This is a genomic window from Mycetocola sp. Y791, assembly GCF_059445325.1.
Genome location: NZ_JCAIUC010000001.1, coordinates 917983 through 941409, shown reverse-complemented (window position 1 = coordinate 941409; position 23427 = coordinate 917983). Strand labels below are relative to the sequence as shown.

Genomic DNA, 23427 nt, shown 5'->3' with positions numbered 1-23427 from the left:
CAGTTACACGCCACTTTCTTTCGTGTACTGAACCGCTGGATCGCAGCAATTCAGCATCCGGCGCCGTTGCCAGATGTACGTGCGACGGTACGCCGGGCCGTCAATGGGCACAACCGTCGTCGTTCCGATTGCGCATTCTGCCCGGTGAGATCGAAACAGGGGCTGCTAGTCTCTGGCACTATGCACAAGCTCGACCGCACAGACACTCGCCTTCTCCTGGCGCTCGCTGAAGATCCGCGATCGTCGATCGTTGCCCTCGCCGAGAAACTCGGGTTGTCACGCAACACCGTGCAGGCACGGCTGAGCGCCATCGACTCGACCGATGTGCTCGGTTCGTTCGAGCGGCGGATCAACCCGGCCGCGCTGGGTTACCCGTTGTCGGCGTTCATCTCGGTCCATCTGCAGCAGCAGAAGCTCGGGGCGATCGTCGAACAGCTCTCGAAGATCCCCGAGATCATCCAGGCGCACGGGCTGAGTGGTTCAAGTGACCTCCTCGTGCGGGTCGTTGCCACCGACGCCGACGACCTGTTCCGCGTGTCGAGCCTCATCCTCGCGTGCGACGGGGTCGACCGCGCCGAGACCTCGCTGGCGATGGGCGAGCTGATCCCGTTCCGGGCCGCTCCCCTGCTGGAGCGCGCGCAACGGGACTAAGCCCGACGTCACACGTTAACGAACGGATGCCCCGCCTCGATTTCTCGAGGCGGGGCATCCGTTATTCAGAAGAGAGCTGCTTAGCCTTCAGCGGGCTGCTCGGCGTGAACGCGAGGAGCCTGCGCGGTGTCGCCACCTTCAGCGGGCTCTTCGGAGTGAACACGCTCAGACTCTTCGGCGACAACCGGCTCAAGCGAGAGCTTGCCGCGGTCGTCGATCTTCGTGATCTGAACGAGGATCTTCTGTCCGACGCCGAGGACGTCTTCGACGTTCTCAACACGCTTGCCACCGGCGAGCTTGCGCACCTCAGAGATGTGCAGCAGGCCGTCCTTGCCCGGGAGCAGCGAGACGAAGGCGCCGAATGTGGCGATCTTCACGACGGTTCCGAGGAACTGCTCGCCAACCTCAGGGTTGGTCGGGTTGGCGATCGCGTTGACCTGGGCACGAGCTGCCTCAGCCGACGGTCCGTCGACAGCGCCGATGTACACGGTGCCGTCTTCTTCGATCGAGATGTCTGCGCCGGTCTCGTCCTGGATGGCGTTGATCGTCTTGCCCTTGGGGCCGATCAGCTCACCGATCTTGTCGACGGGGATGTTGACGCTGATCACGCGAGGTGCGGTCGGTGCCATTTCATCCGGAGCGTCGATCGCGGCGTTCAGGACGGAGAGGATCGTGGTGCGAGCCTCCTTGGCCTGGGTCAGCGCGGCCTTGAGCACGGAGGCGGGGATGCCGTCGAGCTTGGTGTCGAGCTGGATCGCCGTGACGAACTCAGAAGTACCGGCAACCTTGAAGTCCATGTCGCCGAGTGCGTCTTCTGCACCGAGGATGTCGGTGAGAGCCGCGTAGCGGGTCTGGCCGTCAACCTCGTCGGAGACGAGGCCCATGGCGATACCGGCAACCGGGGCGCGCAGCGGCACACCGGCGTTGAGCAGCGACAGGGTCGAGGCGCAAACGGAACCCATCGACGTCGAACCGTTGGAGCTGAGAGCCTCAGACACCTGACGGATGGCGTACGGGAATTCCTCGCGGCTCGGAAGAACCGGAACGAGTGCGCGCTCGGCGAGGAAGCCGTGCCCGATCTCGCGACGCTTCGGCGAACCGACGCGGCCGGTCTCACCGGTGGAGTACGGCGGGAAGTTGTAGTGGTGCAGGTAGCGCTTCTTCGTGATCGGGCTCAGTGAGTCGATCTGCTGCTCCATCTTGAGCATGTTCAGCGTGGTGACACCCAGGATCTGGGTCTCTCCGCGCTGGAAGATCGCCGAACCGTGAACGCGAGGAATGACCTGAACCTCGGCGTCGAGCGGACGGATGTCTGCAAGGCCGCGGCCGTCCATACGGACACCCTCGGTGAGGATGCGGCTGCGGACGATGTCCTTGGTGACGGACTTGTACGCGGCCGACACCTGGTTGTTGGCGTCTGCGGGCAGTTCGCCTGCTTCGACCTTGGCGGCGATGGCAGCCTTGACGCGGTCCTTGAGCTCGTCGTCAGCGTTCTGACGCTCCTGCTTGTCGGCGATCTGGTAGATCGAGGTGAGCTCGGTCTTGGCCAGTTCGGAGACAGCGGCGAGGGTCTCGTCGGTGTACGGGAGGAAGACCGGGTACTCGCGAACTTCCTTGGCAGCCTGTGCGGCGAGCTCGGACTGAGCCTTGACCAGCTGGAGAAGGAACGGCTTCGCGGCGTCGAGGCCCTCGGCGACGACCTCTTCGTTCGGCTTGCGGGCGCCGGCCTGGATGAGGCCCCATGCACCTTCGGTGGCTTCGGCTTCAACCATCATGATGGCGATGTCTTCGTTGCCGTTCTCGTCTGTGACGAGGCGGCCGGCGACAGTGAGGTCGAAGACGGCGTCAGCGAGCTGCGATGCCTTCGGGAATGCGACCCACTGGCCGTTGATGAGGGCGAGACGGATGCCGGCGATCGGGCCCGAGAACGGAAGTCCCGAGATCTGCGTCGACATCGATGCTGCGTTGATCGCCAGGGCGTCGTAGAACTCGTCGGGAGCGATGCTCAGGACGGTGATGACGATCTGGACTTCGTTGCGCAGGCCGGTCACGAATGACGGACGGAGCGGACGGTCGATCAGGCGGCAAACGAGGATGGCCTCGGTAGACGGACGACCTTCGCGACGGAAGAACGAGCCGGGGATCTTGCCTGCAGCGTAGCTGCGCTCTTCAACGTCCACCGTGAGGGGGAAGAAGTCGAACTGGTCTTTGGGGTGCTTTCCGGCGCTGGTGGCCGAGAGAAGCATGGTTTCTTCATCGAGGTATGCAGCAATGGCACCCTGTGCCTGCTGTGCAAGACGTCCTGCTTCGAAGCGGACTGTGCGCTTTCCGAACTTGCCGTTGTCGAGGACTGCCTCGGCGAACTTGATTTCTGGACCTTCCATAGGTCTCTCCTTACGTTTAGCGCTGCCCCGTGTGGGCGCACGCTCTGCGAGGAGCAGGAACAGGCAGTAAATTCTCAGACCGTGTGGTCTGGCTGATCTCCAGTAGAAAACCGCTCTCACTACCGCCGATACACCGAAGGGAGGAACGTCGGGAAGACCGACGTGAGAGAAATTCACCACCGAGGACCAGCTTCCTGCCGGCCTGCTCCGTTGATGTGGGCCCGATATTGCTATCGAGCCGTGTCCAGCCTAGCAGAGGGCCCCTTTTGTGCGCTGGGAAGTTGCTCATCCCGCGTGTCCATTGGGTGAACGGCCGACAGCTCGGTGGCCAGACGGCTGCCTCCACCGTCGTCCTGAGCCTCCGATCGAGCCACTACCGAGAGGCATCGACGCGAGAGTACGGTGACTCGCATCACTCTCGCGGCAAGGATGGCACATGGGTACCAGCGCGCAACCGGCGACCTTGATGGCGGTCGCGCTCGACCCCGGCGAGCGCCTCACTCCCCGCCGGATCAGCGTCAGCGAGTTCGATGCGCTCCAGCCCCGTCACTCGCGAATTCTGCGTGCCGCCCTGGCCATGCGCGGCGGAGTGAGCCTCGCGGTCTGGATCGGTGGTGCGACAGCAGAGATGGACCTGTGGCGTCGCATCCGCATCCGCACGGATGCCGGCGGGTCGACGTACGCCGTGATCGTGCCCCCGTCACTGGGGGGGATGGAGTCACTATCAAACATCACGCTGGACGCCGTGTGGCTCGACCGCGTCGTGACCTACGCACGACTCCTGCACTCGCGCGGGTTCGACGCCATCGAGTTCGACGTTCTGGCCGGTGCGAGTGCCGGTGGCCTCAACGCCGTGATGTACGCCACAGCGCAGCGCGCGGGTGCCGATGTCGATGCGCTTTTGCCGGTCTGGCGCGACATAGGAAGTGTCTGGCGGCTCCTGCGCCCGCCCGGGTTCGAGCGCGTCGATTCCATCCTGCGCGGTGACGGATACTTCTGGCCCGAACTTAAGGGCGTCCTCCACCGTCTCTATGCGGGCACCGGCAATCATCCGTTCCACCGTGCAACCCGCATGGCCGTTGATCTCTCGGCAACGCTCATCGACAACACGGATGCCGCCGCGCGGCCAACTGAGGACGCCAACGGTCATTTCCACTTCGTCGGCAGTGATGACGGTTCGGCGTCAGAGTATGGCCGCGCGATTCCCTCCGGCGACGGGCCGGTGCCGGCAGCCGACCTGGCTCGACTCGCCTACGCCGCGCGCACGACGTCATCGTTTCCGGGCGCGTTCGAGCCTGCGCTCATCTTCTCGAAGTCGACGCGCCTACCCCTCAACGGCCCGTGGGTCCCGGATGTGGAGAGCATCGATATGACCTTCGCGTTCCACGCGCACCGGGACGACTGGTCACATCCGTTTCGCGTCGTCGACGGTGGCGTGCTCGATAACGTTCCGATTGATCGGGCGTTTCGGGCGGTCCGCGGTATGGCCTCGAGGGTCAATGCCACCCGGGCGCTGCTGTACCTCGACCCGAGTCCCCCGACCGAGCCGCTCGCCTCGGTGCGACCGACCCACTACGGGCGGGCGGATGCTGGCTCGGCGCCCGCCGGACCCCACCGGTTGCTCGAGCGGCTGGCTGACAGGCAGTCCCAGTTTCTCTCCGTCATCGTCGCGGCGCTGAGACGACAGGTGATGAGGGAGTCAGGGCCGGAGGAGGAAGACGAAGTCGAGCGGTTCCGCCTCGCCCTCAAACAATCGGAGGGACGGAGCGAGTCCTTCGCCGTTTTCTCCCCAGCGGCCGTTGACGACTACGACCGGGTGGAGGCGCAACGCGCCTACATCCGGTACCGGGCGGCGGCGGATCTGCAGCGGATCACGCTTGTGCTCGCCGATCCCTCGCTGTGGCAGCTCGGCACCAACCTGCCGACGCGGTCCGACTGGCGTGCGCGATCAGCCGAGGAACGTCGCGGACTGGATCACCTTTTCAAGCGCGTCTTCGACGATCTGTCCGGCGAATCCGAGACTAGGGAGTTCTTCCGCGCTGTCGTCGTCGGACCCCAGGCGCTGCTGGATGCGACGCTGTCGCTGCTCAACTGGGTGCGGTCGCTCGAAAGCGTCGTGGCGACCAGTGATGCGGTCGCCGACATCCGGCTCAGGGTCTACGAGGTCCTCGCACGGGCAACCGACGCGCGGGACCTGTGCCTTCGCGCCGTGCTCGACGACGCCGAGCGGCTCGACGCGGCATCGTCGCCCGCCCGGCTGGCCGACACAGTTCTTGCGGCATGGATTCGCGAGAACTCCGCCGCCGTCGGTGCCGTTGCGAGGCACTGGGCCGTCCTCGATGAGTGCCTCGACGCGCTCCGCACCGCGTCGCCCGGCCATGGCGAGACCGGTACTCGCAGCAGCAACGCCGATTCAACCACCAGCACGCACACCGCCCGGGTGTGGGCACATGTGCCGTGGAGCGGGATTCCGATGCGCCGACCGGACTTCACAGCACTCGACCTTGCCCCGTTCCTCGCGGCGATGGGGATCCCCGAACCCATCTCCGCGCTGGCGTTCTGGCGGATCACCGGAGATGAACCAGCGGCCAGGCCTGGCGACTACACGGCCTTGCTCGAGCGCAAGATGCGGACAGCAACACGCACAGCACTTTCACGCCCGACCAGCGACATCGACCAGGACGTCCTCGCTCGCCTGTTCGGCACACCTCTCACGTCGCGAGACAAGCTCGCCGGCATAGCCGCCGTCAACTTCGGCGGGTTCCTCGCGAGGGGGTGGCGCGCGAATGACTGGTGGTGGGGACGACTGGATGCCGCTGCGGGCATGACCCGCTTCATCCATTCCTACCCGCCGCTCGAACAGGCGGGCAGAAGGAGAACCGAACCGCCATCGATCGACGCCGTGCAGTCCAGTGTGCTGGCGGACGCGGCGGCGAGCCCTGACCGACCTTTTCCGGCGGACCCGGGCGAAACAGCGCCACCACACCAGATCCGTTCCGCGTTCACCCGCGGCGGAAACACGCTCGGGGATCTCTCGCCTGGGTACCTTCTCGCCGTGCTGTCCCGCAGCATCCGCGTGACATCCCGGGCGATCTCGGGATCAACGTCGACGCCCGGACGCCTGTTCCTCGCGCTCCTGCGTCCACTGGTCCTCTTCGTGCCGCTCGTTGCCACACCGGTCAGGGCGGGAGCCGCTGTGCTGATTCTCGGCGCAACCATCGTTCTGTCAGCATCCTCAACCCCGGTCACCGTGAGCGCGCCCGGCGCGGGGACGGTACTGGCGGGAGCCCTCATCCTCGCGGCAATATTCGTTGCACTGGTCGCCGGACTCGGAGTCGCCGTGCACCGTTGGCGACACCTCATCGGTGCCATCGAGAAAGCGGATGGGGCCCGGAAAGCGGATGCCCCACCGAGCCCGAATACCAGAGAGGGCGCGGCTGCCAGAGAGCGGGCGCCCGCCAGCTGGCTGGCGCGTGCGCTGGCGTCGGCACACACGCTGCGCACGGCTGCCACCTGGCAGGCGGCGACGTGCGCGGCCGGGTCGTGCACAACCCTGGGGATCGCGGCGTTGCTGCTGGCCGGCAACGGCCTCGGCGCGTCGTTCTGGATCCTCGCCTACGCCGCGGTGATCCTTGCCGCACTGGCACTGCACCTCGCGCGATCGCCGAGTGACAGGGGCACGCCCGCCCTCACCTTCGGCGCCTGCGCCGTCGGTTACGCCGTCTGGATTGCTCTCGTGCTCGCGCTGCCCGGGTTCGTCGCCGACGTCAGTGCCGGCGCGAGCGGAACCGGCGGCATTTTCGGGCTCCCGGCATCCGACCTGGTGGTTGTTGCCGGTGTTGCGCTGGCCGGCTTCAGCGTCGCTCTCCTGCTGACGGTCGGGTGGCTGCCGGTCAGGGCGCGACTCCCGCGCACCTGGCTGCTCAACACGGTGACCGTGTCAGCGGTCGCGGGTGCGGCAGCCGCGGCGGTCGTCGTGGTCTCGATGCTGTTGCCCGGCACGAATGCGACGCCGCTTCACGTCGCTGCCACGGTTATCGTGATGGTCTTTGTCTGGGGTCAGCACGTGTGGTGGCTGCCCGAGATCCCGGAGGGCAGAAGCGACGCCTGGAAAGCGGCCGTCATCCCGGACGCCTTGCGCGATTAGTCGCGGGTGCGGGCCCACCAGGCGCCGACAACGATGAGCAGCACTACGGCGACGAGGGCGATCAGGGCGAACTTGATCGCGGCGGCGAGGAAGGCAAGCGCGATGTTGACGATCCACGATGCAACGACGACAGCGAGAATGACGACGACGATGCCGATCAGGAGGTTCTTTGTGCTGGTCTTCATGGCTCAAGTTGACCACACGATCGTCGTCAACAGCGAACGAGTACTCCGCACCCGTCCTCCCGCGCGGCTCAGCCGGGCTGGAACCCGCCGACCGGGCTCAGCGACGCGTCGAATCCGAACGGGTCGCGAACCTGCCGAGAGCGATCGGATGCCGCGACGAGCGGCACGAGTTCGCTGGCTGCTCTGTCGATCCGGTCCGGCAGGGTCTTCACCGTGTCCGCCCCGCTGCCCCAGTCCTCCGACGCGGCGAAGACGCTCGTCGGGACGACGACGGAATGCAGGTAGGTGAACATGGGGCGAAGCGCGTAGTCCAGGGCGAGGGAATGACGCGCGGTGCCGGCTGTGGCTCCGATGAGCACGGGCATATCGGTGAGTGACCGGTTGTCGAGCACATCGAAGAACGACTTGAACAGGCCGCTGTAGCTCGTCGTGAAGATCGGTGTGACGGCGATCAGGCCGTCGGCACCGGTCACCGCATCAATGACCGCCTCGAGCTTCGGACTGGCGAAGCCGGTCAGCATGTTGTTCATGACGTCGGTGGCGACGTCGCGCAGCTCCACCGTCGTGACCTCGACGTCGACACCCTGTTCCTGCAGTCGCGCCACTGTCGCGTCCGTGAGGCGGTCGGCGAGCATTCTCGTGGATGACGGCTGGCTGAGGCCTGCCGAAACGACGGCGAGTTTCCTGGCGGTCATTACTTCACCTCTGAATCGGTGAGAGCCTCGTTGTGAGCCGACGCGCCAGCGGCCTTGAGCGACGAGTGGGTCGGAGCGTCCGGCACATCGGCCGGACGGTTCTTCGCGAACTCCCTGCGGAGCACCGGCACCACTTCTTCACCGAGCAGGTCGAGCTGCTCGAGCACCGTCTTGAGCGGCAGGCCGGCGTGGTCCATCAGGAACAGCTGGCGCTGGTAGTCGCCGACGTAGTCCCTGAAACCGAGCGTCTTGTCGATGACTTCCTGCGGGCTGCCCACCGTGAGCGGGGTCTGGGAGGTGAAGTCCTCGAGGCTGGGGCCGTGGCCGTACACCGGGGCGTTATCGAAGTACGGACGGAATTCGCGGACGGCATCCTGCGAGTTCTTGCGCATGAAGACCTGTCCGCCGAGCCCGACGATGGCCTGGTCGGCGCGGCCGTGACCATAGTGCTCGAACCGCTGGCGGTAGAAGGCAACCATTTTCTGGGTGTGTGACGCTGGCCAGAAGATGTGGTTCGAGAAGAAGCCGTCCCCGTAGAACGCGGCCTGCTCGGCGATTTCCGGAGAGCGGATCGAGCCGTGCCAGATGAACGGAGGCACACCGTCGAGCGGTCGCGGAGTGGAGGTGAAGCCCTGGAGCGGAGTGCGGAACTGGCCCTCCCAGTCAACGACGTCCTCGCGCCAGAGCTTCCGGAGCAGGGCGTACTTCTCGAGGGCGAGCGGGATGCCCTGGCGAATGTCTTCACCGAACCACGGGTACACGGGGCCGGTGTTTCCACGGCCGAGGGTGAGATCCATCCGGCCGCCGGAGAGGTGCTGGAGCATCGCGTATTCCTCGGCGATGCGCACCGGGTCGTTCGTGGTGATGAGTGTCGTTGCGGTCGACAGGATGATGGTCGAGGTTTTGGCCGCGAGGTAGCTGTTGATCGCGACGGGGCTCGACGGGAAGAACGGGGGGTTGTGGTGCTCGCCCATGGCAAACACATCGAGGCCCACCGCTTCAGCGTGCTGAGCGATGGTCAGGACGTCATTGAGGCGCGAGGCGTCTGTGGGGGTGTGACCGGTCGTCGGGTCGGTAGTGATGTCGCCGACGCTGAAGATTCCGAACTGCATTGTGCTTTCCGCCATTGTCTTTTCCAACCAGAGAAGTCATCTATTCGTTTGAATGGATATCGAGTGTAACCGGGTTACGACCGCATTCATTCCCGGCGGGCCTCCAGGGTGACCGGCGCTGGCGCTTAGGGTGGAGGCGTGAGAGCAGTGACCGGCAGCATCCCCAAACCCCGAGTACCGTTCTGGGACAACGCCCGCTTCGCCTGCATCGTCCTCGTCGTGATGGGGCACGGCATCCAGCGACTCATTTACGATTCGGATGCCGCACTCACCGTATATTTGTTGATCTACGCCTTCCACATGCCCGCGTTCGCCATCGTCAGCGGGTACTTCACGAAGAGCAGCCCGCCTGGCGCCCGCGAGATGAAACGACTGATCACGGACATCCTTGTTCCTTACGTGATATTCGAGACCGTGTGGACCCTGGTCCAGTTCCTCGTGGAGGGCAAGCAGGAGCTGAATCCGACGCAGCCGTCGTGGACTCTCTGGTTCCTGCTGGCGCTGGGTATCTTCCGGCTGGTCCTCCCCTACCTGGCGCTGCTGCGCTGGCCGCTCGCCTGGGCACTGATCATCTCCATCGGTGTCGGCTACCTCGACAACGTCGACAGCACGTTCTCCCTCGCTCGGACGCTCGGGATCCTCCCGTTCTTTGTTCTCGGCTGGCAGCTGCACAGGTGGAAGCTCGTCGAGCGCTGGCGTGTCGTTGATCGCCAGACGTGGGTGATCCGGGGCGCGGCGATCGCGCTGTTCGCCGCCTGGATCGCAGTGCTCGTGAGTTTCATCGACCTGTGGCGGAGGATCGACCTTCGTTTCTGGTTCTTCTACGACGACTCGTACGCGGGTCTCGGTGAAGCCCAGTGGTGGGGTGGCGCTGTCCGACTCGGCCTCATCGTCCTTGCCACCCTGCTCAGCGCGGCGTTTTTCGTCCTGCTGCCGCGGCACGAGACCTGGATGACCCGGTTTGGCCGGTACACGATGTACGTCTACCTCCTGCATAGTTTCGTGCTCTATCCGCTTCGGGAGAGCGGGGTGCTCCGGCACGAATCGCTGCCGGATGTCTGGCTCGTCGCCATGCTGATCTTTGCCGTCGTTATCTCGGTGGCACTGGCGAGCGCGCCGGTACGGCGCGTTTTCCGGCCTGTGATCGAGCCGAAACCGCGGTGGATTTTTGCGGATCACCGGGATGCCCCGCCCGGACCGTCGCGCCGCGACCCGACGGGGGCCGAGCGGGACCCCGCTCCGGAGGCCAAGCGTCCGCCGACCCCTCCTCGCGAGGGCGCCTGACGCGACGCGGTGGGCGCCGACGCGACGCGGTGCGTGGACCTGCGGCGCTGCGGTGCTCCTGCTACCTGACCGAACCGGCGACCGATCGCTGTCGGACTGGCGTGGACCGCGCCGCACGCTCCTCGCGAAGCCGTCGTGCTTTTCGGGCCGTGAGGAGCAGGCCGACGATCACACCGAGGATCGCACCGACGCTGTTCGCTACCAGGTCCCTCGGGTCGGAGACCCGGCCGGGGATGAAGAGCTGGGCAGTCTCGATAACGACGGTGATGCCGCAGCCGATGGCCATCGCGAGCCACCACAGTCGTCGACCGAAAAGCAGGACGAGGAACAGCCCGATGGGGAAGAACATGGCGATGTTGGCCGCGAACTCGAGGACGTTGTAGGTGATCCAGGAGGTCGCCTCGTACCGGTCGAGTACGCCAAGCGCACGGAAAATCAGTCCGCTGTTGCTGTCGTCGAATGGCTGCGGCCCGAGAGTCACCCAGCAGACAAAGGCCAGGTACGCGCCAGTGAACAGGCCGAGGATCGGGTGACGGTGCAGCATCCGTTCAGTCTGTCCTACTTCTCTGGTGTCCGGATGGACACGAGCAGAGCACTTCCGGGGAATCCCCCGGGAGCGCCCTGCCCGTCACTCCTGGGCGAGGCGACGCTCGGCGTTCTGTTTGCCGAGGACCGAGTGGCTCCGCCCGTAGGCGAAGTAGATAACCAGACCCGCAGCGAGCCAGATGAGGAACCGAACCCAGGTGAGGGTCGTGAGGTTGAACATGAGCCACAGGCAGAGCACCGCCGAGAGGATGGGAAGGAACGGCGAGAGCGGCACGCGGAAGGCCCTCGGCAGGTCTGGCCGCTTCTTGCGGAGGACCACGACGGCGATGCTCACCAGCACAAAGGCGCTCAGGGTGCCGATGTTGATCATCTCCTCGAGGACACCGACATCCGTCAGGCCAGCGAGCAGCGCGACGAGGACGCCGGAAATGATCTGAACCCGGACGGGAGTGCGGCGCTTGTCGCTCGTGACGCTCAGCGACCGCGGCAGCAGGCCGTCGCGGCTCATCGCGAACAGGATCCTCGCCAGACCGAGCAGGAGCACCATGATGACCGTCGTGAGACCCGCGAGGATCCCGACGGAGATCACCTGGGCCGCCCAGTCGGCCCCGACCGCGACGAAGGCGGTGGCGAGCGACGGGTCCTCTGCCTCGGCGAGCGTCGTGTACGGCACCATGCCGGTGAGCACGAGGCTCACCCCGATGTACAGCACGGTAACAATGGCGAGACCACCGAGGATGCCGCGCGGCAGGTTCTTCTGCGGGTCACGCACCTCCTCAGCGCTCGTCGCCACCACGTCGAATCCGATGAAGGCAAAGAAGACCAGGCTGGCTCCGGCGAGGAGGCCGAATACCCCGTACTGTGCCGGGGCTGCTCCGGTGAGGAACGCGAAGAGCGACTGGCTCCAGACGTCACTCGATCCGCCCTCGGTCGGAACCGACTCCGGGATGAACGGTACGTAGTTCTCCGGGCGGATGAAGAACGCGCCGACCACGATGACGAAGAGAACGATGGCGACCTTGATGATTGTGAAGACCGCGCCCACACGGGCCGAGAGCTGGGTGCCGAGCACGAGGAGTGTGGTGAAAATCGCGACGATGATGAACGGGCCCCAGCTGACCTGAAGTCCCGCGAGGTTCAGGGTGTCCGGAACACTCCACCCCCACAGGTCGAAGACAAGGGAGAGGTAGATGCCCCAGTATTTGGCGATGACCGCTGCCGCCGTGAGCATCTCGAGGATCAGGTCCCAGCCGATGATCCACGCGACGAGTTCGCCGAGCGTCGCATAGGTGAACGTGTAGGCAGACCCGGCGACGGGCACCGTCGATGCGAACTCCGCGTAACACATGATCGCCAGGGCACAGGTGAGGGCGGCGAGCAGGAAGGAGAGGCTGACCGATGGTCCTGCATACTGACCCGCTGCACGGGCTCCGACCGAGAAGATTCCGGCTCCCACAGCGACGGCGACGCCCATGACCATGAGATCCCAGGTGCCGAGTGTGCGTTTCAGGCTGCGGTGCTCGAGGTGAGAGTCTGCCAGCGACTCCTCGATGCTTTTGGTCCGCCAAAGGCTCATGTTGCTCTCCCCGTCTGTGTGACCCGAACGGGGCACCTACCGAGAATGCCAGACATCGGCGGCCGCGTCGAGATGAGAGGATCGTGTCCATGACAGAGACCCACGTATCGAACGATCTTGCCGAGACCGCGGCTACCGCCGAGGCAGGGACCGCGCCCGCCACGGAGACCGAGACCACGCCAGCGCCCGCCGCCCCCTGGTGGACCCGCGCCGTCGTCTACCAGGTCTACCCGAGGAGCTTCGCGGATTCCGATGGTGACGGGGTCGGCGACCTCAACGGTATCCGTTCGAAGCTCGACTATCTGGCTGAACTCGGGGTTGACGTCGTGTGGCTCTCGCCGGTGTACCCGTCGCCGCAGCACGACAACGGCTACGACATCAGCGATTACGAAGACATCGAGCCGGTGTTCGGCTCTCTCTCCGACTTCGATGCGCTGGTCGCCGAAGCGCACGATCGCGGCATCCGCATTGTCATGGACCTTGTCGTGAACCACACCAGCGATGAGCACGCCTGGTTCCGCGAGTCGCGGTCCTCCCTCGATAACCCGAAGAGGGACTGGTACTGGTGGCGTAAACCGCAGGACGACGGTAGCGCCCCGAACGGCTGGACGAGCGCGTTCTCGGGCCCGGCGTGGACGCTCGACGAGGAGACCGGCGAGTACTACCTGCACCTGTTCGCGAAGCAGCAGCCGGATCTCAACTGGGAGAACCCCGACGTGCGGCAGGCCGTGTACGCGATGATGCGGCGGTGGCTTGACCGCGGTGTCGACGGGTTCCGGATGGACGTCATCAACCTGATCGCGAAACGGCGCGAACTGATCGACGGGCCGGACCGCGGTACTGGCAGTGGTTTCGCGATGGGACCGCAAATTCACGAGTACCTGAAGGAGATGCACCGCGAGGTCTTTGCCGGGCGCGATGAGATCTACCTCACCGTCGGCGAGATGCCGGGCGTGAGTATCGACGATGCTGCGCTGTTCACCGACCCAACGCAGGGCGAGGTCGACATGGTGTTCCAGTTCGAGCACGTCTCGCTCGACCAGGGTGAGCACAAGTTCGATCCGATCCCGCTCGACCTGGTTGCCCTCAAGACCAATCTGGCCCGCTGGCAGGTCGGCCTCGCCGAGACCGGCTGGAACAGCCTGTATCTCAACAATCACGACCAGCCCCGACTGGTGTCACGCTTCGGCAACGACACCGAGTACCGCTACGAGTCGGCGACGCTGTGGGCCCTTGTGCTGCACCTGCACCGTGGCACGCCCTACATCTACCAGGGCGAGGAGATCGGTATGACGAACGTTAAATTCGAGTCGATTGAGCACTACCGCGATATCGAGTCGCTCAACCACTACCGCGAGGCCGTCGAGGAATTCGACGTGGCACCGTCGAGCGTGTTGAGCGCCGTGCACGCGATGGGGCGCGACAACGCGCGGACTCCCATGCAGTGGGATGGCAGTGAGCAAGCCGGTTTCACGACGGGCACGCCGTGGATTTCGGTCAACCCGAACTATCCGGAGATCAACGCTGAGGCCGACCGCGCGAGCGGCACGAGCGTGTTCGCGTTCTACCAGCGGCTGATCGAGCTGCGGCACACGAATGACACTGTCGCGCTCGGCGACTTCGAACTGCTGGAGCCGTCGCATCCGACGCTGTACGCGTTCATGAGGACATCCGCTTCGGAACGTCTGCTCGTCGTCGCCAACGTGTCGGACGAGCCATTCGACGGCGCACTCCCCCTCGATGTCGCTGCAGCCGAACTCGTGCTGGGCAACTACCCGGTTGACGGTGACCTGCCGCTGCGTCCATGGGAGGCGCGGCTGTACCGGCTCTGACCCCTGGCATCCGCTGGTGCACAAAAAACGGGCCGTTCACCCGAAGGTGAACGGCCCGTTTTCAAGAAGATCGCGTTGTCATCGTCCTGATCAAATCAGGGACCGACGCGGTTCCCGGCTGAAATTAGCGACGGAGGCCGAGACGCTCGATAAGCGAGCGGTAACGGTTGATGTCGACATCAGCGAGGTAACCGAGCAGGCGGCGACGCTGACCAACCAGCAGAAGCAGGCCACGACGTGAGTGGTGGTCGTGCTTGTGCTCTTTGAGGTGTTCGGTGAGATCCTTGATCCGCTGGGTCATCACTGCGACCTGGACCTCGGGGGATCCCGTGTCACCCGGGTGGGTTGCGTACTCTTCGATGATCGCCTTCTTGGCTTCGCCTTCAAGTGCCATAGGTTGATCCCCTTTTCTCTCGTTGCGCGGTGCCCGTCACAGAATGCGTGGGCTCTCTTTATCCGCGGCCGTTTGACGGCAACCTCAAGAGTTTAGCAGGTTTCGCTCGCCGAGTCGGCGCTAGTGTGAACCCACTCGACACGGTACATCCGGGGAGGCCGGGGCCGCGTCCATACCTGCAGCGAAAGGGATGCCATGAGCCACCTTCTTCGGGAGACACTGCGTTCGATTCCGTCATTTCCCGACGAGCTTCCGGTGTTTGACTGGGAACGGGCGCCAGAGCAGCCGGCCGACCTCTTCGCGGAGTGGCTGACCGAGGCTGTGGATGCCGGCGTGCCCGCACCACACGCGATGACACTGTCGACGAGCGAGCCCGACGGCCGGGTCACGGCACGAACGCTCGTGCTCAAGGACATCGACGAGCATGGCTGGGTGTTCGCGTCGCGCGATGACAGCCCGAAGGCACGAGACCTCGGTGCGAACCCGTTCGCTGCGCTCACCTTCTTCTGGCCGCAGCTCGGCAGGCAGGTGCGGGTGACAGGTGCCGTGCGGAAGGGGACGCGGGCCGACAGCGAGGAAGACTTCCTGGCGCGGCCGGAGAGCTCGCGTGCCGCTGCCTTTGTCGGGCACCAGAGCGAGCCGCTGGACTCCCCCGAGACCTACCGCGAGGCGCTCGAGGATGCCGTTGCTGCCGTGGCCGGGAACCCCGGGCGGGTCGACCGCAACTGGAGCACGTGGGCTGTGATCGCCGACGAGGTTGAGTTCTGGCAGGCGTCCAGTGATCGCGGACACCTCCGGCTCAAGTACCGCCTGCACGGGCGGTCGTGGGAGCGCGGGCTGCTCTGGCCGTAGCCGGCCCCTCCCACCTCCTGTCGCCCCCTCTCGGGCTTCCGCCCGCGATACCGGGTTCCACACTCCCCCGTGGCGCCCCGGGTCCCGCACTCCCCGTGCCGCCGCCCCACGATGCCGCCCCGCGATGCCCCGGGAGGCAAATGCGGAAGCCCGGGCGGCAATAGCCCACCGACCCCACGTTTTTCCTCCCGAAACACACCGACGGCACACCGACCAGCCGCGTCCGACCCCACACGTCCGCCGCCGGCCGCCCGCCACCGCCCGCCACGACTCACCGGCGTCCGGGGCTGCCCGGCACGGGCAACACGAGCCGCAGCCGGCACTCGCGACACGAACGGCAGCCAACCGCCGGAACCGGCACCCGGCGCTGCTTCGGGAGGCAAATGCGGAGGCCCAGGCGGCAATAGCCCACCGACCCCACGTTTTTCCTCCCGAAACACACCGACGGCACACCGACCACCCCGCGCCCACTCCGGCGCCGCCGCCCACACCAGCGTCTGCAGCAGGCCGACACAGGTAACACGAGCCGCAGCCGGCACTCGCGACACGAACGGCAGCCAACCGCCGGAACCGGCACCCGGCGCTGCTTCGGGAGGCAAATGCGGCGGCCCAAGCGGCTATAGCCCGCCGACCCCACGTTTTTCCTCCCGAAACACCGGCTCGCAGGCACTTCCGCCACGCTGGTCCCACAACCCCAGCCACCACGCGTGGGCCGTCGCCCCGCGATGCCCCGGGAGGCAAATGCGGAGGCCCCGGCGGCTATAGCCCGCCGACCCCACGTTTTTCCTCCCGAAAGGCTTCTCGTCGGCACTTCCAGCACGCTGGTGCGGCCTCGTGGCTCGGGCGGGACGCGAACGGCTCCCTCAGGACGATCACCTAGGCCAGACGGGCCTTCCCCCTCGACCGCCGCACTGGCATCCTGACGGCATGGACCCTCGCCTCCACTTCCTCACCGTCGCCGCCGATCTCGACGCCGCCCGCCGCTTCTACGTCGACGGACTCAACTGGGAACCGCTCGTGGACGTTCCCGACGAGATCATCTTCTTCCAGGTCGGCCCCGGGCTCGTACTCGGTCTCTACGACTCCCGCGCGTTCAACCGGGATCTCCTGCTACCCGGAACCGCCGAGCCATCCGGCTTCACCCTGTCGCACAATGTCGACAGTCCAACGCTCGTCGACGAAACCATCGAAGCGCTCCTCAGCGCGGGCGGGACGCTGCTGAAAAGGCCGCAGTTCGCGGCGTTCGGCGGCTACCACGGCCACATCACCGACCCGAACGGCGTGGTGTGGGAGATCGCGCACAACCCGGCCTGGAGCATCGACGAAACGGGCGCTGTCCTCCTCGGCGAATGAACACTTCACGAAAAATCCACACTGTCAACGGATCCCGTCAGTGCATAAACTGAAACGGTTGAAATCCAGCGTGAGGACCACAATGAGTTCTGAGAATCCGACACCGGATGCCGATGAGGCCGCAGACCGCGCCGAGGAAACGAAGCGCAAGTTCCGCGAAGCGCTCGAACGCAAGAAGGCGCAGTCGCAGGGCAAGGGCACCGATCACCTCGACGGTGACTCAGCCATCCACGGCGCGCACGGGCCAGCGACGCACCAGCGCGACTTCCGGAGGAAGACCGGCTAGCGGCACCTCCCATCGAGTCAGTGCGTGAGTGCCGACTCACGCACTGTCGACTCACGCACTGTCGATGGCGAGACTATCGATGGCGAGACTATCGATGGCGAGACTGTAGATCGCAAGGTCGAGCCGTCTCTCGCCGAGCACGAGCGCCCGCTCCACAACACCCTCGAGCTCAAAACCCAGGCGCTCTGCGAGTCGGCAACTGCGCTCATTCGATGCTGCCGTGCGAATTTCGACCCGTCGCATGCCCTGCTCGGCGAGGTGTTCCACAAGCACGGAGCAGGCCAGGAACGCAACGCCCTTCCCCTCGACCTCATAATCGAGCCAGTAGCCGAGTTCTGCCTTCCGCGTCACACGGTTCAGCGCCACAGAAACTGCACCGACCATCTCATCCCCCCGGAAAATGACGGTCGGCACGATGGTTCCCCGAGAGAAACCCTCGAGCTGATATTGCGTGAAGGCCCCGAGAGTCTCGCGTGTCTGATCGGCGAGCGCCCACGGTTCCCACGCTCGCAGCCGTGAGAGGTTCTTCTCGATCAGCCGGAGCATCCCCTCATCGGTCGCCCTCGTGCGAAGACCCAGCCGATAGCCGTCGCCGAGATTGCGCTCGAAGTGCATCACGACTGTCCCTCTCCACCCGACTGCGCTCTACGCCGACCGTTCGAACACAAGCAGAGACGAGGTCGCCGTCGCGAGCACCCGGCCATCGGCATCCGTCAGCGCGGCAGAAGCGAACGCTGCCCGCCGTCCGAACGAAATGAGGTTCGCCTCCGCGCGCACAACACCGGTGTCGACGCTCATCGGCCGGTGATACGAGGTCTTGAGTTCGAGCGTGGTGTACCCCTGCGTCGGCGACAGGCGGGTGTGCACAGCGGTGCCACAGGCGGAGTCAAGCAACGCTGCGGCGAATCCGCCGTGGACAGTGCCGATCGGATTGAGGACGTGCGCTCCAGGGGTGCCCTCGAAGACGGCGGAGCCACGACCGACCTCGACGAGATCGAAGCCGAGCGTCTCGCAAATGGACGGCCGCTGCCCCGCTGCCAGCATCGCCTGCAATTGCTCAAGGCCGTTGAGACCGTCTGATTCGGGCGCGTCGAGAATATTCATCCCCTCAGCTTAGGGAACAGGGCGGCGACGTCATCCAGCACGGATTCGCTTCCGGCGTAGATCCCGTTCGCCCGCGGCCAGTGCGTCAGCACCTCGGAGAATCCCAGCTCGGCCGCTCGCCCGACGCTGTCCTCGAACCGGGCCGCACTGTCGAGCGCGTACGAGCCGCCTGAGTCGATCATGAGGTACTTCTCGACCGACAGCGGATCGGTGCCGACCGACAATGCGGCATCCTCGAATCGCTTCCCGAGCGTTGCGACAGACGCCCACCACTCGTCGCCGACCTCGCCGTCGGGACCGGTCGTGACCCAGCCTGAACCGTACTCGGCAGCAACGCGCATCCCCTTGGGGCCGTTCGCCGCGACCACGAATGGCACCCGCGGGCTCTGCGCCGGCGCTCCCACCATCCGGGCGTTCACCGCCGTGTACCAGTCGCCCTCAAAGCTCACTCCCCCGCTCTCCGGAAGCTCGAACCGCAACAGGGCATCCAGGTCAGAAACGAACTCGGCGAATCGCTCGTGCCGCTCACGCGGGGTGAGCTCACGATCGCCGAGCACAAACGCGTCGAAGCCGGTTCCGCCCGCGCCAACACCGAGCACGAACCTCCCGCCCGAGATCTCATCGACGGTCGCAATGTCCTTCGCGAACGGAACAGGATGCCGATAGTTCGGTGACGCGACGATCGTCCCGAGACGGATGCGGCTGGTAACGACGGATGCCGCTGTGAGCGTGGGGATCGTGGCCTGCCACGGCTCATCGGCGAGACTCCGCCAGGAGAGGTGGTCATAGGTCCACGCCGAATCAAAGCCGAGTTCCTCAGCTCCCTGCCACTTGCGCTTCGCTTCGAGCCAGGGGTCCTGAGGGAGGATGATGATTCCACAACGCATCCCCGCAGTCTAGAAGACGCGTCGCGGCCAGGACCTCCCCGAAGCCACGGTCCTACCCCTGGTGCACCCCGCCCTCAAGAAAACGCCACAGGGTAGTGTCCGGATGTCTGCGGCGAGTGCCACACTGTCGCCATGAGCACTCACATCGACTCCCCCCGCTGCTCCATCGTGCCGCCATATCTCCTCAACCACCTCGCGCAGCTCGACGATCCACGGCTCGCCCGTGCGGCGAGCGCGGCACAGCGCGCGCTGGCAGCCGCGTCACAGATCCGCGCGGTGCGGAGGGGCGAACCGGCTCCCCCGCGGCAGTCGATGCGGGGTGGAGACACCGACCGCCGGCAGGCATCAGCTCCCGGCCAGCCCGAGCGATACATCTCGGATGCCGAGGGCACAGAAGACCTGCCCGGTCGCCTCGTCCGCTCGGAGGGCGAGCCGCCAACACCCGACGGCAGCGTCAACGAGGCTTACGACGGTCTCGGCCAAACATACGCTCTGTTCTGGGAGGCGTACTCCCGGAACTCCATCGACGGTGAGGGTATCCCCCTCGCCGCAACCGTGCACTTCGGAGACGCGTACGACAACGCGTTCTGGGACGGAACCCAGATGGTCTTCGGCGATGGCGACGGACAGGTGTTCATCGGGTTCACCAGATCGCTCAGCGTTATCGGGCACGAACTCACCCACGGCGTCACCCAGTACACAGCGAACCTCGTCTACTCGGGGCAATCGGGTGCCCTCAATGAGTCGGTGTCCGACGTCTTCGGTGCGCTCGTCGACCAGCACTCCCGGGGCCAGAGCGCCGACGAGGCCAGCTGGCTCATCGGCGAGGGAATCTTCTCGGCTGAGGTCGAGGGCCAGGCACTTCGCTCCATGAGGGCGCCTGGCACCGCATACGACGACGACGTCCTCGGTAAGGATCCGCAACCGGCCGACATGAGCGGGTACATCGAAACCGAAGACGATTACGGCGGAGTCCACCTGAACTCCGGAATCCCCAACCGGGCGTTCTACCTCGCGGCGACCGCCATCGGCGGCAACGCGTGGGAGGCACCGGGTCAGATCTGGTACGACACCCTGACCACCGAGGTCAAGGCGAACGCCGATTTCCGGGAGTTCGCGGAGGCAACGGTTGTCGTCACATCCCGCCTCTTCGGAGAGGACTCGCGCGAAACCTCCGCCGTTCGCACCGCCTGGCAGACGGTAGGTGTCACCGCATAACCGGAGTAGCATTCCCGGCATGAAGGTGACGGTTATCCGGAGCGGCGGCTTCGCCGGGCTGAGCACGCGCTGGGAAGTCCGCGTCGACGAGCAGCCGGACGCAGATTCGTGGCTCGTCCTGCTCCGGGACCTGCCCTGGGACAACCAGCGCCCCCAACCGCCACAGCCCGACCGCTACATCTACCGGATCCGGCTGGAACCGGTGCCTGAGGCCCGCCCGGAACCCAGGGAGGCCGTCATCCCCGAGCAGTCCCTCACCGGTGGCTGGCGTGAACTCGTCGACCGGGTCCGCGCGTTCGACCCGACGCCGGAGCAGCCGAGGCACACCGATCGTACCGGCGGCACACCGAACCGCTTCTAGCTCACACCCGTTCGGCGACGGCCGGGACGAACTCCTCGAGCGCCTTGCCTCGCTTGTCTGCGAGGGCAAGCGCTGCAGCTGCCGCGATCAGGAAGAACGCGGCGAACACGCTGAACAACAGGACGCTGCCGCCGACACCGGTGAGGATCGGGACAAGCAGCGGGGCAATGATCGACGCGATCCGGCCGACCCCGGCCGCCCAGCCCGACCCTGTTGCGCGAAGCTCGGTCGGGTACAGCTCAGGCGTCACGGCGTAGAGCGCACCCCACGCGCCGAGGTTGAAGAACGACAGCAGCATGCCTGCGCCGATCACCTGCCACTCGAGTCCGGCCAGGCCGAAGAGCACGGCCGAGACCGCCGAACCGGTCAGGAAGACGGCGAGCGTCTTGCTCCTGCCCCACTTCTCGACGAGGTACGCGGCAACCAGATATCCCGGCAGCTGTGCGAGCGTGATGATGAGCGTGTACTCGAACGACTTGACGAGCGAGAACCCGGATGCCACGAGGATCGATGGCAACCAGACGAAGGCTCCGTAATAGGAGAAGTTCACGCAGAACCAGACGACCCACAGGGCGAGGGTCTGGACACGGTGCGGGAGCGCCCAGAGCGTCGCGACCTGGGCCCGCGCGGTGAGCCTCGGCTTCGTTCGTGCAGTTCCCGCGTCTTCAGCACCGGCTGCATCAGCGGGACCGGCAGTGCCAGCCCGCTGTGCAGCCGCCGCCTCGCGTTCCCCCGCCGCATCGCCAACGGCATCCGTCGCTCGTCCGGCCGAGATCTCGAACCGGCGCACCGTTGCCTCTGCCTCGGCCGTGCGACCGCGTGACTCGAGAAAGCGAACGGACTCCGGCATTGCAAACCGTACGATGACCGCGTAGATCGCCGGCACAGCTCCGATGGCGAGCGCCCAGCGCCAGCCATTGTCGCTCAGCGGCACGATGAAGTAGCCAATGAGTGCCGCAATCGTCCAGCCGATGGCCCAGAACGCTTCGAGCAGCACGATGACGCGTCCGCGAATCCGCGGCGGTGCGAACTCGGACATGTAGGTGGACGCCACAGGCAGCTCGGCGCCGAGACCGAGGCCGACGATGAACCGCAGGACGATGAGCACGCCGAGCGACCAGGACAGCGCCGCTGCCCCTGTGGCGATCCCGAAGACCAGCAGCGTGATCGCGAAGACCTGCCTGCGACCGAACCGGTCGGCGAGCAGGCCGCCGAGGCTCGCCCCGACGGCCATGCCGATGAACCCCGCCGAGGCGATCCAGCTGAGCTCTGCGCTTTCGAGCTGCCAGGTCACGGCGAGCTGGGCGAGAACGAAGGAGATCAATCCGACGTCCATGGCGTCAAGCGCCCAGCCGACCCCGGATCCAACCAGGAGCTTCCTGTGCTGTTTCGTAAACGGAAGTGCGTCAAGCCTCGCCAACCGCGAGCTCGGAGGTAACGTCATCTGCCTATTCTGGCGCGTCAGCGGCGCGACGTGCACCACCGTTTTGCGGTCAGTCTGTGAGCAGTTGTTGCGCGAGCAGCTCGAGCGTCTGAACCCGGCCCGGTGTCTCGGTCAGGCTCTCGGCGTCGTACGCCGAAGCTCCGGGAGACACCATCACCTCGTCGACGTCGAAGCGTTTCGCCAGCTCCCGCACGCGCTGTGCCGCCGCAACTGGTTCGTCGATGATCCAGGACCCGAGCGACGCGCTGATAAACTCGTCCTGCATCGGGCTCATCGTGGTTTTCGCGGCTTCCTCGACCGTCGCGAGCCTGCCGAGCGGTTCGTTGCTTCGAAGCCGTGCCATGTGCTGCAGGTTCGGCAGGGCAAGGGCATAGGCCTCGGATGCCGTCGGCGCGACGACGACGTTCGCCGTCACGAAGGTGCGCGGTGCGTCGAGAATCTCCGACGGCTGGAACTGGCCGCGGTAGATCTCGAGCGCTCGCTCGGCGCCGTGGCCCGCGAAGTGGTGGGCGAAGACGTATGGCAGGCCGAGCGACGCGGCGAGCGTCGCCGAGTAGTCACTGGAGCCGAGCAGCCACATGTCCGGAACACTCGTGGCGGCCGGCGTCGACTTGAGCTGGTACTCGGTGCCGCTGGTGAGCCGGACCGTTGCGCCGTCAGTGCCAAGCAGCGAGACGATGTCCGATACATAGTTCGGGAACTGGTTGACGTCGCTCGTTGCACCCGAACGGTTGAGAACGGCGGTGACGACCGGGTCACTTCCCGGTGCCCGCCCGAGCCCGAGGTCGATCCGGCCGGGGGCGCTTGCTTCGAGCAGCGCGAACTGTTCGGCGACAACCAGGGGCGCGTGGTTGGGCAGCATCACACCGCCCGAGCCGACCCGGATCCTGTCGGTGTGCGCGGCCAGAATCCCGATGATGACCGCCGGGTTCGTCGATGCGACCGACGGCATGTTGTGGTGTTCCGCCACCCAATAGCGGGTGTAACCGAGGGCATCCGCGGCTTTCGCCAGATCGATGGATGCGGCCAGGGCGTCAGACGACGACTGCCGCGAACGGACGGGGACAAGATCAAGAACAGAGAGTTTCACAAACACAACCTTTCGAGAAGTCCAAG

Annotated in this window: 21 protein-coding genes; 9 read left to right on the top strand and 12 right to left on the bottom strand. The window is 65.7% G+C overall.

What is annotated here, in order from left to right; genetic code table 11:
* The first annotated feature begins 180 nt into the window (after nt 1–180).
* A complete protein-coding gene (locus AC1C2N_RS04350; RefSeq protein WP_483405781.1) occupies nt 181–651 on the top strand; it encodes an Lrp/AsnC family transcriptional regulator in 471 nt (156 codons plus the stop codon).
* A gap of 80 nt (nt 652–731) precedes the next feature.
* On the opposite strand, the gene AC1C2N_RS04345 is transcribed toward AC1C2N_RS04350, so the two are convergent.
* Nucleotides 732–3035: a polyribonucleotide nucleotidyltransferase gene (locus AC1C2N_RS04345; protein WP_483405780.1), complete on the bottom strand. Its 2304-nt coding sequence runs from the start codon at nt 3033–3035 to the stop codon at nt 732–734.
* Between the two features lie 436 nt (nt 3036–3471).
* Between AC1C2N_RS04345 and AC1C2N_RS04340 the strand changes: the two genes are divergently transcribed.
* Nucleotides 3472–7182, top strand: coding sequence for a DUF3376 domain-containing protein (locus AC1C2N_RS04340; protein WP_495433000.1), 3711 nt, complete (start codon nt 3472–3474; stop codon nt 7180–7182).
* Here AC1C2N_RS04340 and AC1C2N_RS04335 read toward each other — a convergent pair.
* The 3 genes from AC1C2N_RS04335 to AC1C2N_RS04325 form a co-directional block, all read right to left on the bottom strand.
* Entirely contained in the window at nt 7179–7367 is a 189-nt protein-coding gene (locus AC1C2N_RS04335) for a hypothetical protein (RefSeq protein WP_483405778.1), read from the bottom strand. The two genes, AC1C2N_RS04340 and AC1C2N_RS04335, sit on opposite strands and share 4 nt — an antisense overlap.
* Nucleotides 7368–7435: 68 nt before the next feature.
* Nucleotides 7436–8062, bottom strand: a complete 627-nt coding sequence (locus AC1C2N_RS04330) for an FMN reductase (RefSeq protein ID WP_483405777.1) — start codon at nt 8060–8062, stop codon at nt 7436–7438.
* The gene (locus AC1C2N_RS04325; RefSeq protein ID WP_483405908.1) at nt 8062–9174 is read right to left on the bottom strand and encodes an LLM class flavin-dependent oxidoreductase; all 1113 of its coding nucleotides are present in this window, start codon (nt 9172–9174) and stop codon (nt 8062–8064) included. The genes AC1C2N_RS04330 and AC1C2N_RS04325 overlap by 1 nt, the downstream gene beginning before the upstream one ends.
* A gap of 138 nt (nt 9175–9312) precedes the next feature.
* On the opposite strand from AC1C2N_RS04325, the gene AC1C2N_RS04320 reads away from it, so the two are divergent.
* On the top strand, nt 9313–10458 hold the full coding sequence (locus AC1C2N_RS04320) for an acyltransferase family protein (RefSeq protein ID WP_483405776.1): 1146 nt from the start codon (nt 9313–9315) through the stop codon (nt 10456–10458).
* 61 nt (nt 10459–10519) lie between these two features.
* On the opposite strand, the gene AC1C2N_RS04315 is transcribed toward AC1C2N_RS04320, so the two are convergent.
* Both AC1C2N_RS04315 and AC1C2N_RS04310 read right to left on the bottom strand, forming a co-directional pair.
* On the bottom strand, nt 10520–11002 hold the full coding sequence (locus AC1C2N_RS04315; protein WP_483405775.1) for a VanZ family protein: 483 nt from the start codon (nt 11000–11002) through the stop codon (nt 10520–10522).
* 84 nt (nt 11003–11086) lie between these two features.
* Nucleotides 11087–12580, bottom strand: a complete 1494-nt coding sequence (locus AC1C2N_RS04310) for an amino acid permease (RefSeq protein ID WP_483405774.1) — start codon at nt 12578–12580, stop codon at nt 11087–11089.
* 89 nt (nt 12581–12669) lie between these two features.
* Between AC1C2N_RS04310 and AC1C2N_RS04305 the strand changes: the two genes are divergently transcribed.
* The gene (locus AC1C2N_RS04305; protein ID WP_495432998.1) at nt 12670–14412 is read left to right on the top strand and encodes a glycoside hydrolase family 13 protein; all 1743 of its coding nucleotides are present in this window, start codon (nt 12670–12672) and stop codon (nt 14410–14412) included.
* 124 nt (nt 14413–14536) lie between these two features.
* Here AC1C2N_RS04305 and rpsO read toward each other — a convergent pair whose 3' ends face one another.
* Nucleotides 14537–14806 carry a 30S ribosomal protein S15 gene (gene rpsO, locus AC1C2N_RS04300; RefSeq protein WP_108390576.1) on the bottom strand — a complete coding sequence of 90 codons (270 nt, stop codon included), beginning with the start codon at nt 14804–14806 and terminating at the stop codon, nt 14537–14539.
* A 195-nt stretch (nt 14807–15001) separates the two neighbouring features.
* On the opposite strand from rpsO, the gene AC1C2N_RS04295 reads away from it, so the two are divergent.
* The 3 genes from AC1C2N_RS04295 to AC1C2N_RS04285 all read left to right on the top strand — a co-directional run bounded on the left by AC1C2N_RS04295 (nt 15002) and on the right by AC1C2N_RS04285 (nt 17297).
* A complete protein-coding gene (locus AC1C2N_RS04295) occupies nt 15002–15658 on the top strand; it encodes a pyridoxine/pyridoxamine 5'-phosphate oxidase (RefSeq protein WP_495432997.1) in 657 nt (218 codons plus the stop codon).
* 927 nt (nt 15659–16585) lie between these two features.
* The gene (locus tag AC1C2N_RS04290; protein ID WP_495432996.1) at nt 16586–17011 is read left to right on the top strand and encodes a VOC family protein; all 426 of its coding nucleotides are present in this window, start codon (nt 16586–16588) and stop codon (nt 17009–17011) included.
* An 82-nt stretch (nt 17012–17093) separates the two neighbouring features.
* On the top strand, nt 17094–17297 hold the full coding sequence (locus AC1C2N_RS04285) for a DUF5302 domain-containing protein (protein WP_483405769.1): 204 nt from the start codon (nt 17094–17096) through the stop codon (nt 17295–17297).
* A 51-nt stretch (nt 17298–17348) separates the two neighbouring features.
* Here the strand turns inward: AC1C2N_RS04285 and AC1C2N_RS04280 are convergent, their stop codons facing one another.
* From AC1C2N_RS04280 to AC1C2N_RS04270, 3 genes are read right to left on the bottom strand one after another with little or no spacing between them, the layout of a single operon-like run.
* Nucleotides 17349–17912 carry a GNAT family N-acetyltransferase gene (locus tag AC1C2N_RS04280; protein ID WP_495433080.1) on the bottom strand — a complete coding sequence of 188 codons (564 nt, stop codon included), beginning with the start codon at nt 17910–17912 and terminating at the stop codon, nt 17349–17351.
* Between the two features lie 30 nt (nt 17913–17942).
* Nucleotides 17943–18401, bottom strand: a complete 459-nt coding sequence (locus tag AC1C2N_RS04275) for a PaaI family thioesterase (protein WP_495432995.1) — start codon at nt 18399–18401, stop codon at nt 17943–17945.
* Nucleotides 18398–19288, bottom strand: a complete 891-nt coding sequence (locus AC1C2N_RS04270) for an LLM class flavin-dependent oxidoreductase (RefSeq protein WP_495432994.1) — start codon at nt 19286–19288, stop codon at nt 18398–18400. The genes AC1C2N_RS04275 and AC1C2N_RS04270 overlap by 4 nt, the downstream gene beginning before the upstream one ends.
* A 132-nt stretch (nt 19289–19420) precedes the next feature.
* On the opposite strand from AC1C2N_RS04270, the gene AC1C2N_RS04265 reads away from it, so the two are divergent.
* Nucleotides 19421–20506, top strand: a complete 1086-nt coding sequence (locus AC1C2N_RS04265) for a M4 family metallopeptidase (protein WP_495432993.1) — start codon at nt 19421–19423, stop codon at nt 20504–20506.
* A gap of 19 nt (nt 20507–20525) precedes the next feature.
* A complete protein-coding gene (locus AC1C2N_RS04260) occupies nt 20526–20867 on the top strand; it encodes a protealysin inhibitor emfourin (RefSeq protein WP_483405764.1) in 342 nt (113 codons plus the stop codon).
* Nucleotide 20868: 1 nt separating this feature from the next.
* Here AC1C2N_RS04260 and AC1C2N_RS04255 read toward each other — a convergent pair whose 3' ends face one another.
* Nucleotides 20869–22311: an MFS transporter gene (locus tag AC1C2N_RS04255; RefSeq protein WP_495432992.1), complete on the bottom strand. Its 1443-nt coding sequence runs from the start codon at nt 22309–22311 to the stop codon at nt 20869–20871.
* Between the two features lie 49 nt (nt 22312–22360).
* A complete protein-coding gene (locus tag AC1C2N_RS04250) occupies nt 22361–23401 on the bottom strand; it encodes an LLM class flavin-dependent oxidoreductase (protein ID WP_495432991.1) in 1041 nt (346 codons plus the stop codon).
* Nucleotides 23402–23427: the final 26 nt, after the last annotated feature.

Coding starts and splice junctions, on each gene's coding strand:
- AC1C2N_RS04350 (WP_483405781.1), top strand. CDS start 181: ATGCACAAGCTCGACCGCACAGACACTCGCCTTCTCCTGGCGCTCGCT.
- AC1C2N_RS04345 (WP_483405780.1), bottom strand. CDS start 3,035: ATGGAAGGTCCAGAAATCAAGTTCGCCGAGGCAGTCCTCGACAACGGC.
- AC1C2N_RS04340 (WP_495433000.1), top strand. CDS start 3,472: ATGGGTACCAGCGCGCAACCGGCGACCTTGATGGCGGTCGCGCTCGAC.
- AC1C2N_RS04335 (WP_483405778.1), bottom strand. CDS start 7,367: ATGAAGACCAGCACAAAGAACCTCCTGATCGGCATCGTCGTCGTCATT.
- AC1C2N_RS04330 (WP_483405777.1), bottom strand. CDS start 8,062: ATGACCGCCAGGAAACTCGCCGTCGTTTCGGCAGGCCTCAGCCAGCCG.
- AC1C2N_RS04325 (WP_483405908.1), bottom strand. CDS start 9,174: ATGCAGTTCGGAATCTTCAGCGTCGGCGACATCACTACCGACCCGACG.
- AC1C2N_RS04315 (WP_483405775.1), bottom strand. CDS start 11,002: ATGCTGCACCGTCACCCGATCCTCGGCCTGTTCACTGGCGCGTACCTG.
- AC1C2N_RS04310 (WP_483405774.1), bottom strand. CDS start 12,580: ATGAGCCTTTGGCGGACCAAAAGCATCGAGGAGTCGCTGGCAGACTCT.
- AC1C2N_RS04305 (WP_495432998.1), top strand. CDS start 12,670: ATGACAGAGACCCACGTATCGAACGATCTTGCCGAGACCGCGGCTACC.
- rpsO (WP_108390576.1), bottom strand. CDS start 14,806: ATGGCACTTGAAGGCGAAGCCAAGAAGGCGATCATCGAAGAGTACGCA.
- AC1C2N_RS04295 (WP_495432997.1), top strand. CDS start 15,002: ATGAGCCACCTTCTTCGGGAGACACTGCGTTCGATTCCGTCATTTCCC.
- AC1C2N_RS04290 (WP_495432996.1), top strand. CDS start 16,586: ATGGACCCTCGCCTCCACTTCCTCACCGTCGCCGCCGATCTCGACGCC.
- AC1C2N_RS04285 (WP_483405769.1), top strand. CDS start 17,094: ATGAGTTCTGAGAATCCGACACCGGATGCCGATGAGGCCGCAGACCGC.
- AC1C2N_RS04280 (WP_495433080.1), bottom strand. CDS start 17,912: ATGCACTTCGAGCGCAATCTCGGCGACGGCTATCGGCTGGGTCTTCGC.
- AC1C2N_RS04275 (WP_495432995.1), bottom strand. CDS start 18,401: ATGAATATTCTCGACGCGCCCGAATCAGACGGTCTCAACGGCCTTGAG.
- AC1C2N_RS04270 (WP_495432994.1), bottom strand. CDS start 19,288: ATGCGTTGTGGAATCATCATCCTCCCTCAGGACCCCTGGCTCGAAGCG.
- AC1C2N_RS04265 (WP_495432993.1), top strand. CDS start 19,421: ATGAGCACTCACATCGACTCCCCCCGCTGCTCCATCGTGCCGCCATAT.
- AC1C2N_RS04260 (WP_483405764.1), top strand. CDS start 20,526: ATGAAGGTGACGGTTATCCGGAGCGGCGGCTTCGCCGGGCTGAGCACG.
- AC1C2N_RS04255 (WP_495432992.1), bottom strand. CDS start 22,311: ATGACGTTACCTCCGAGCTCGCGGTTGGCGAGGCTTGACGCACTTCCG.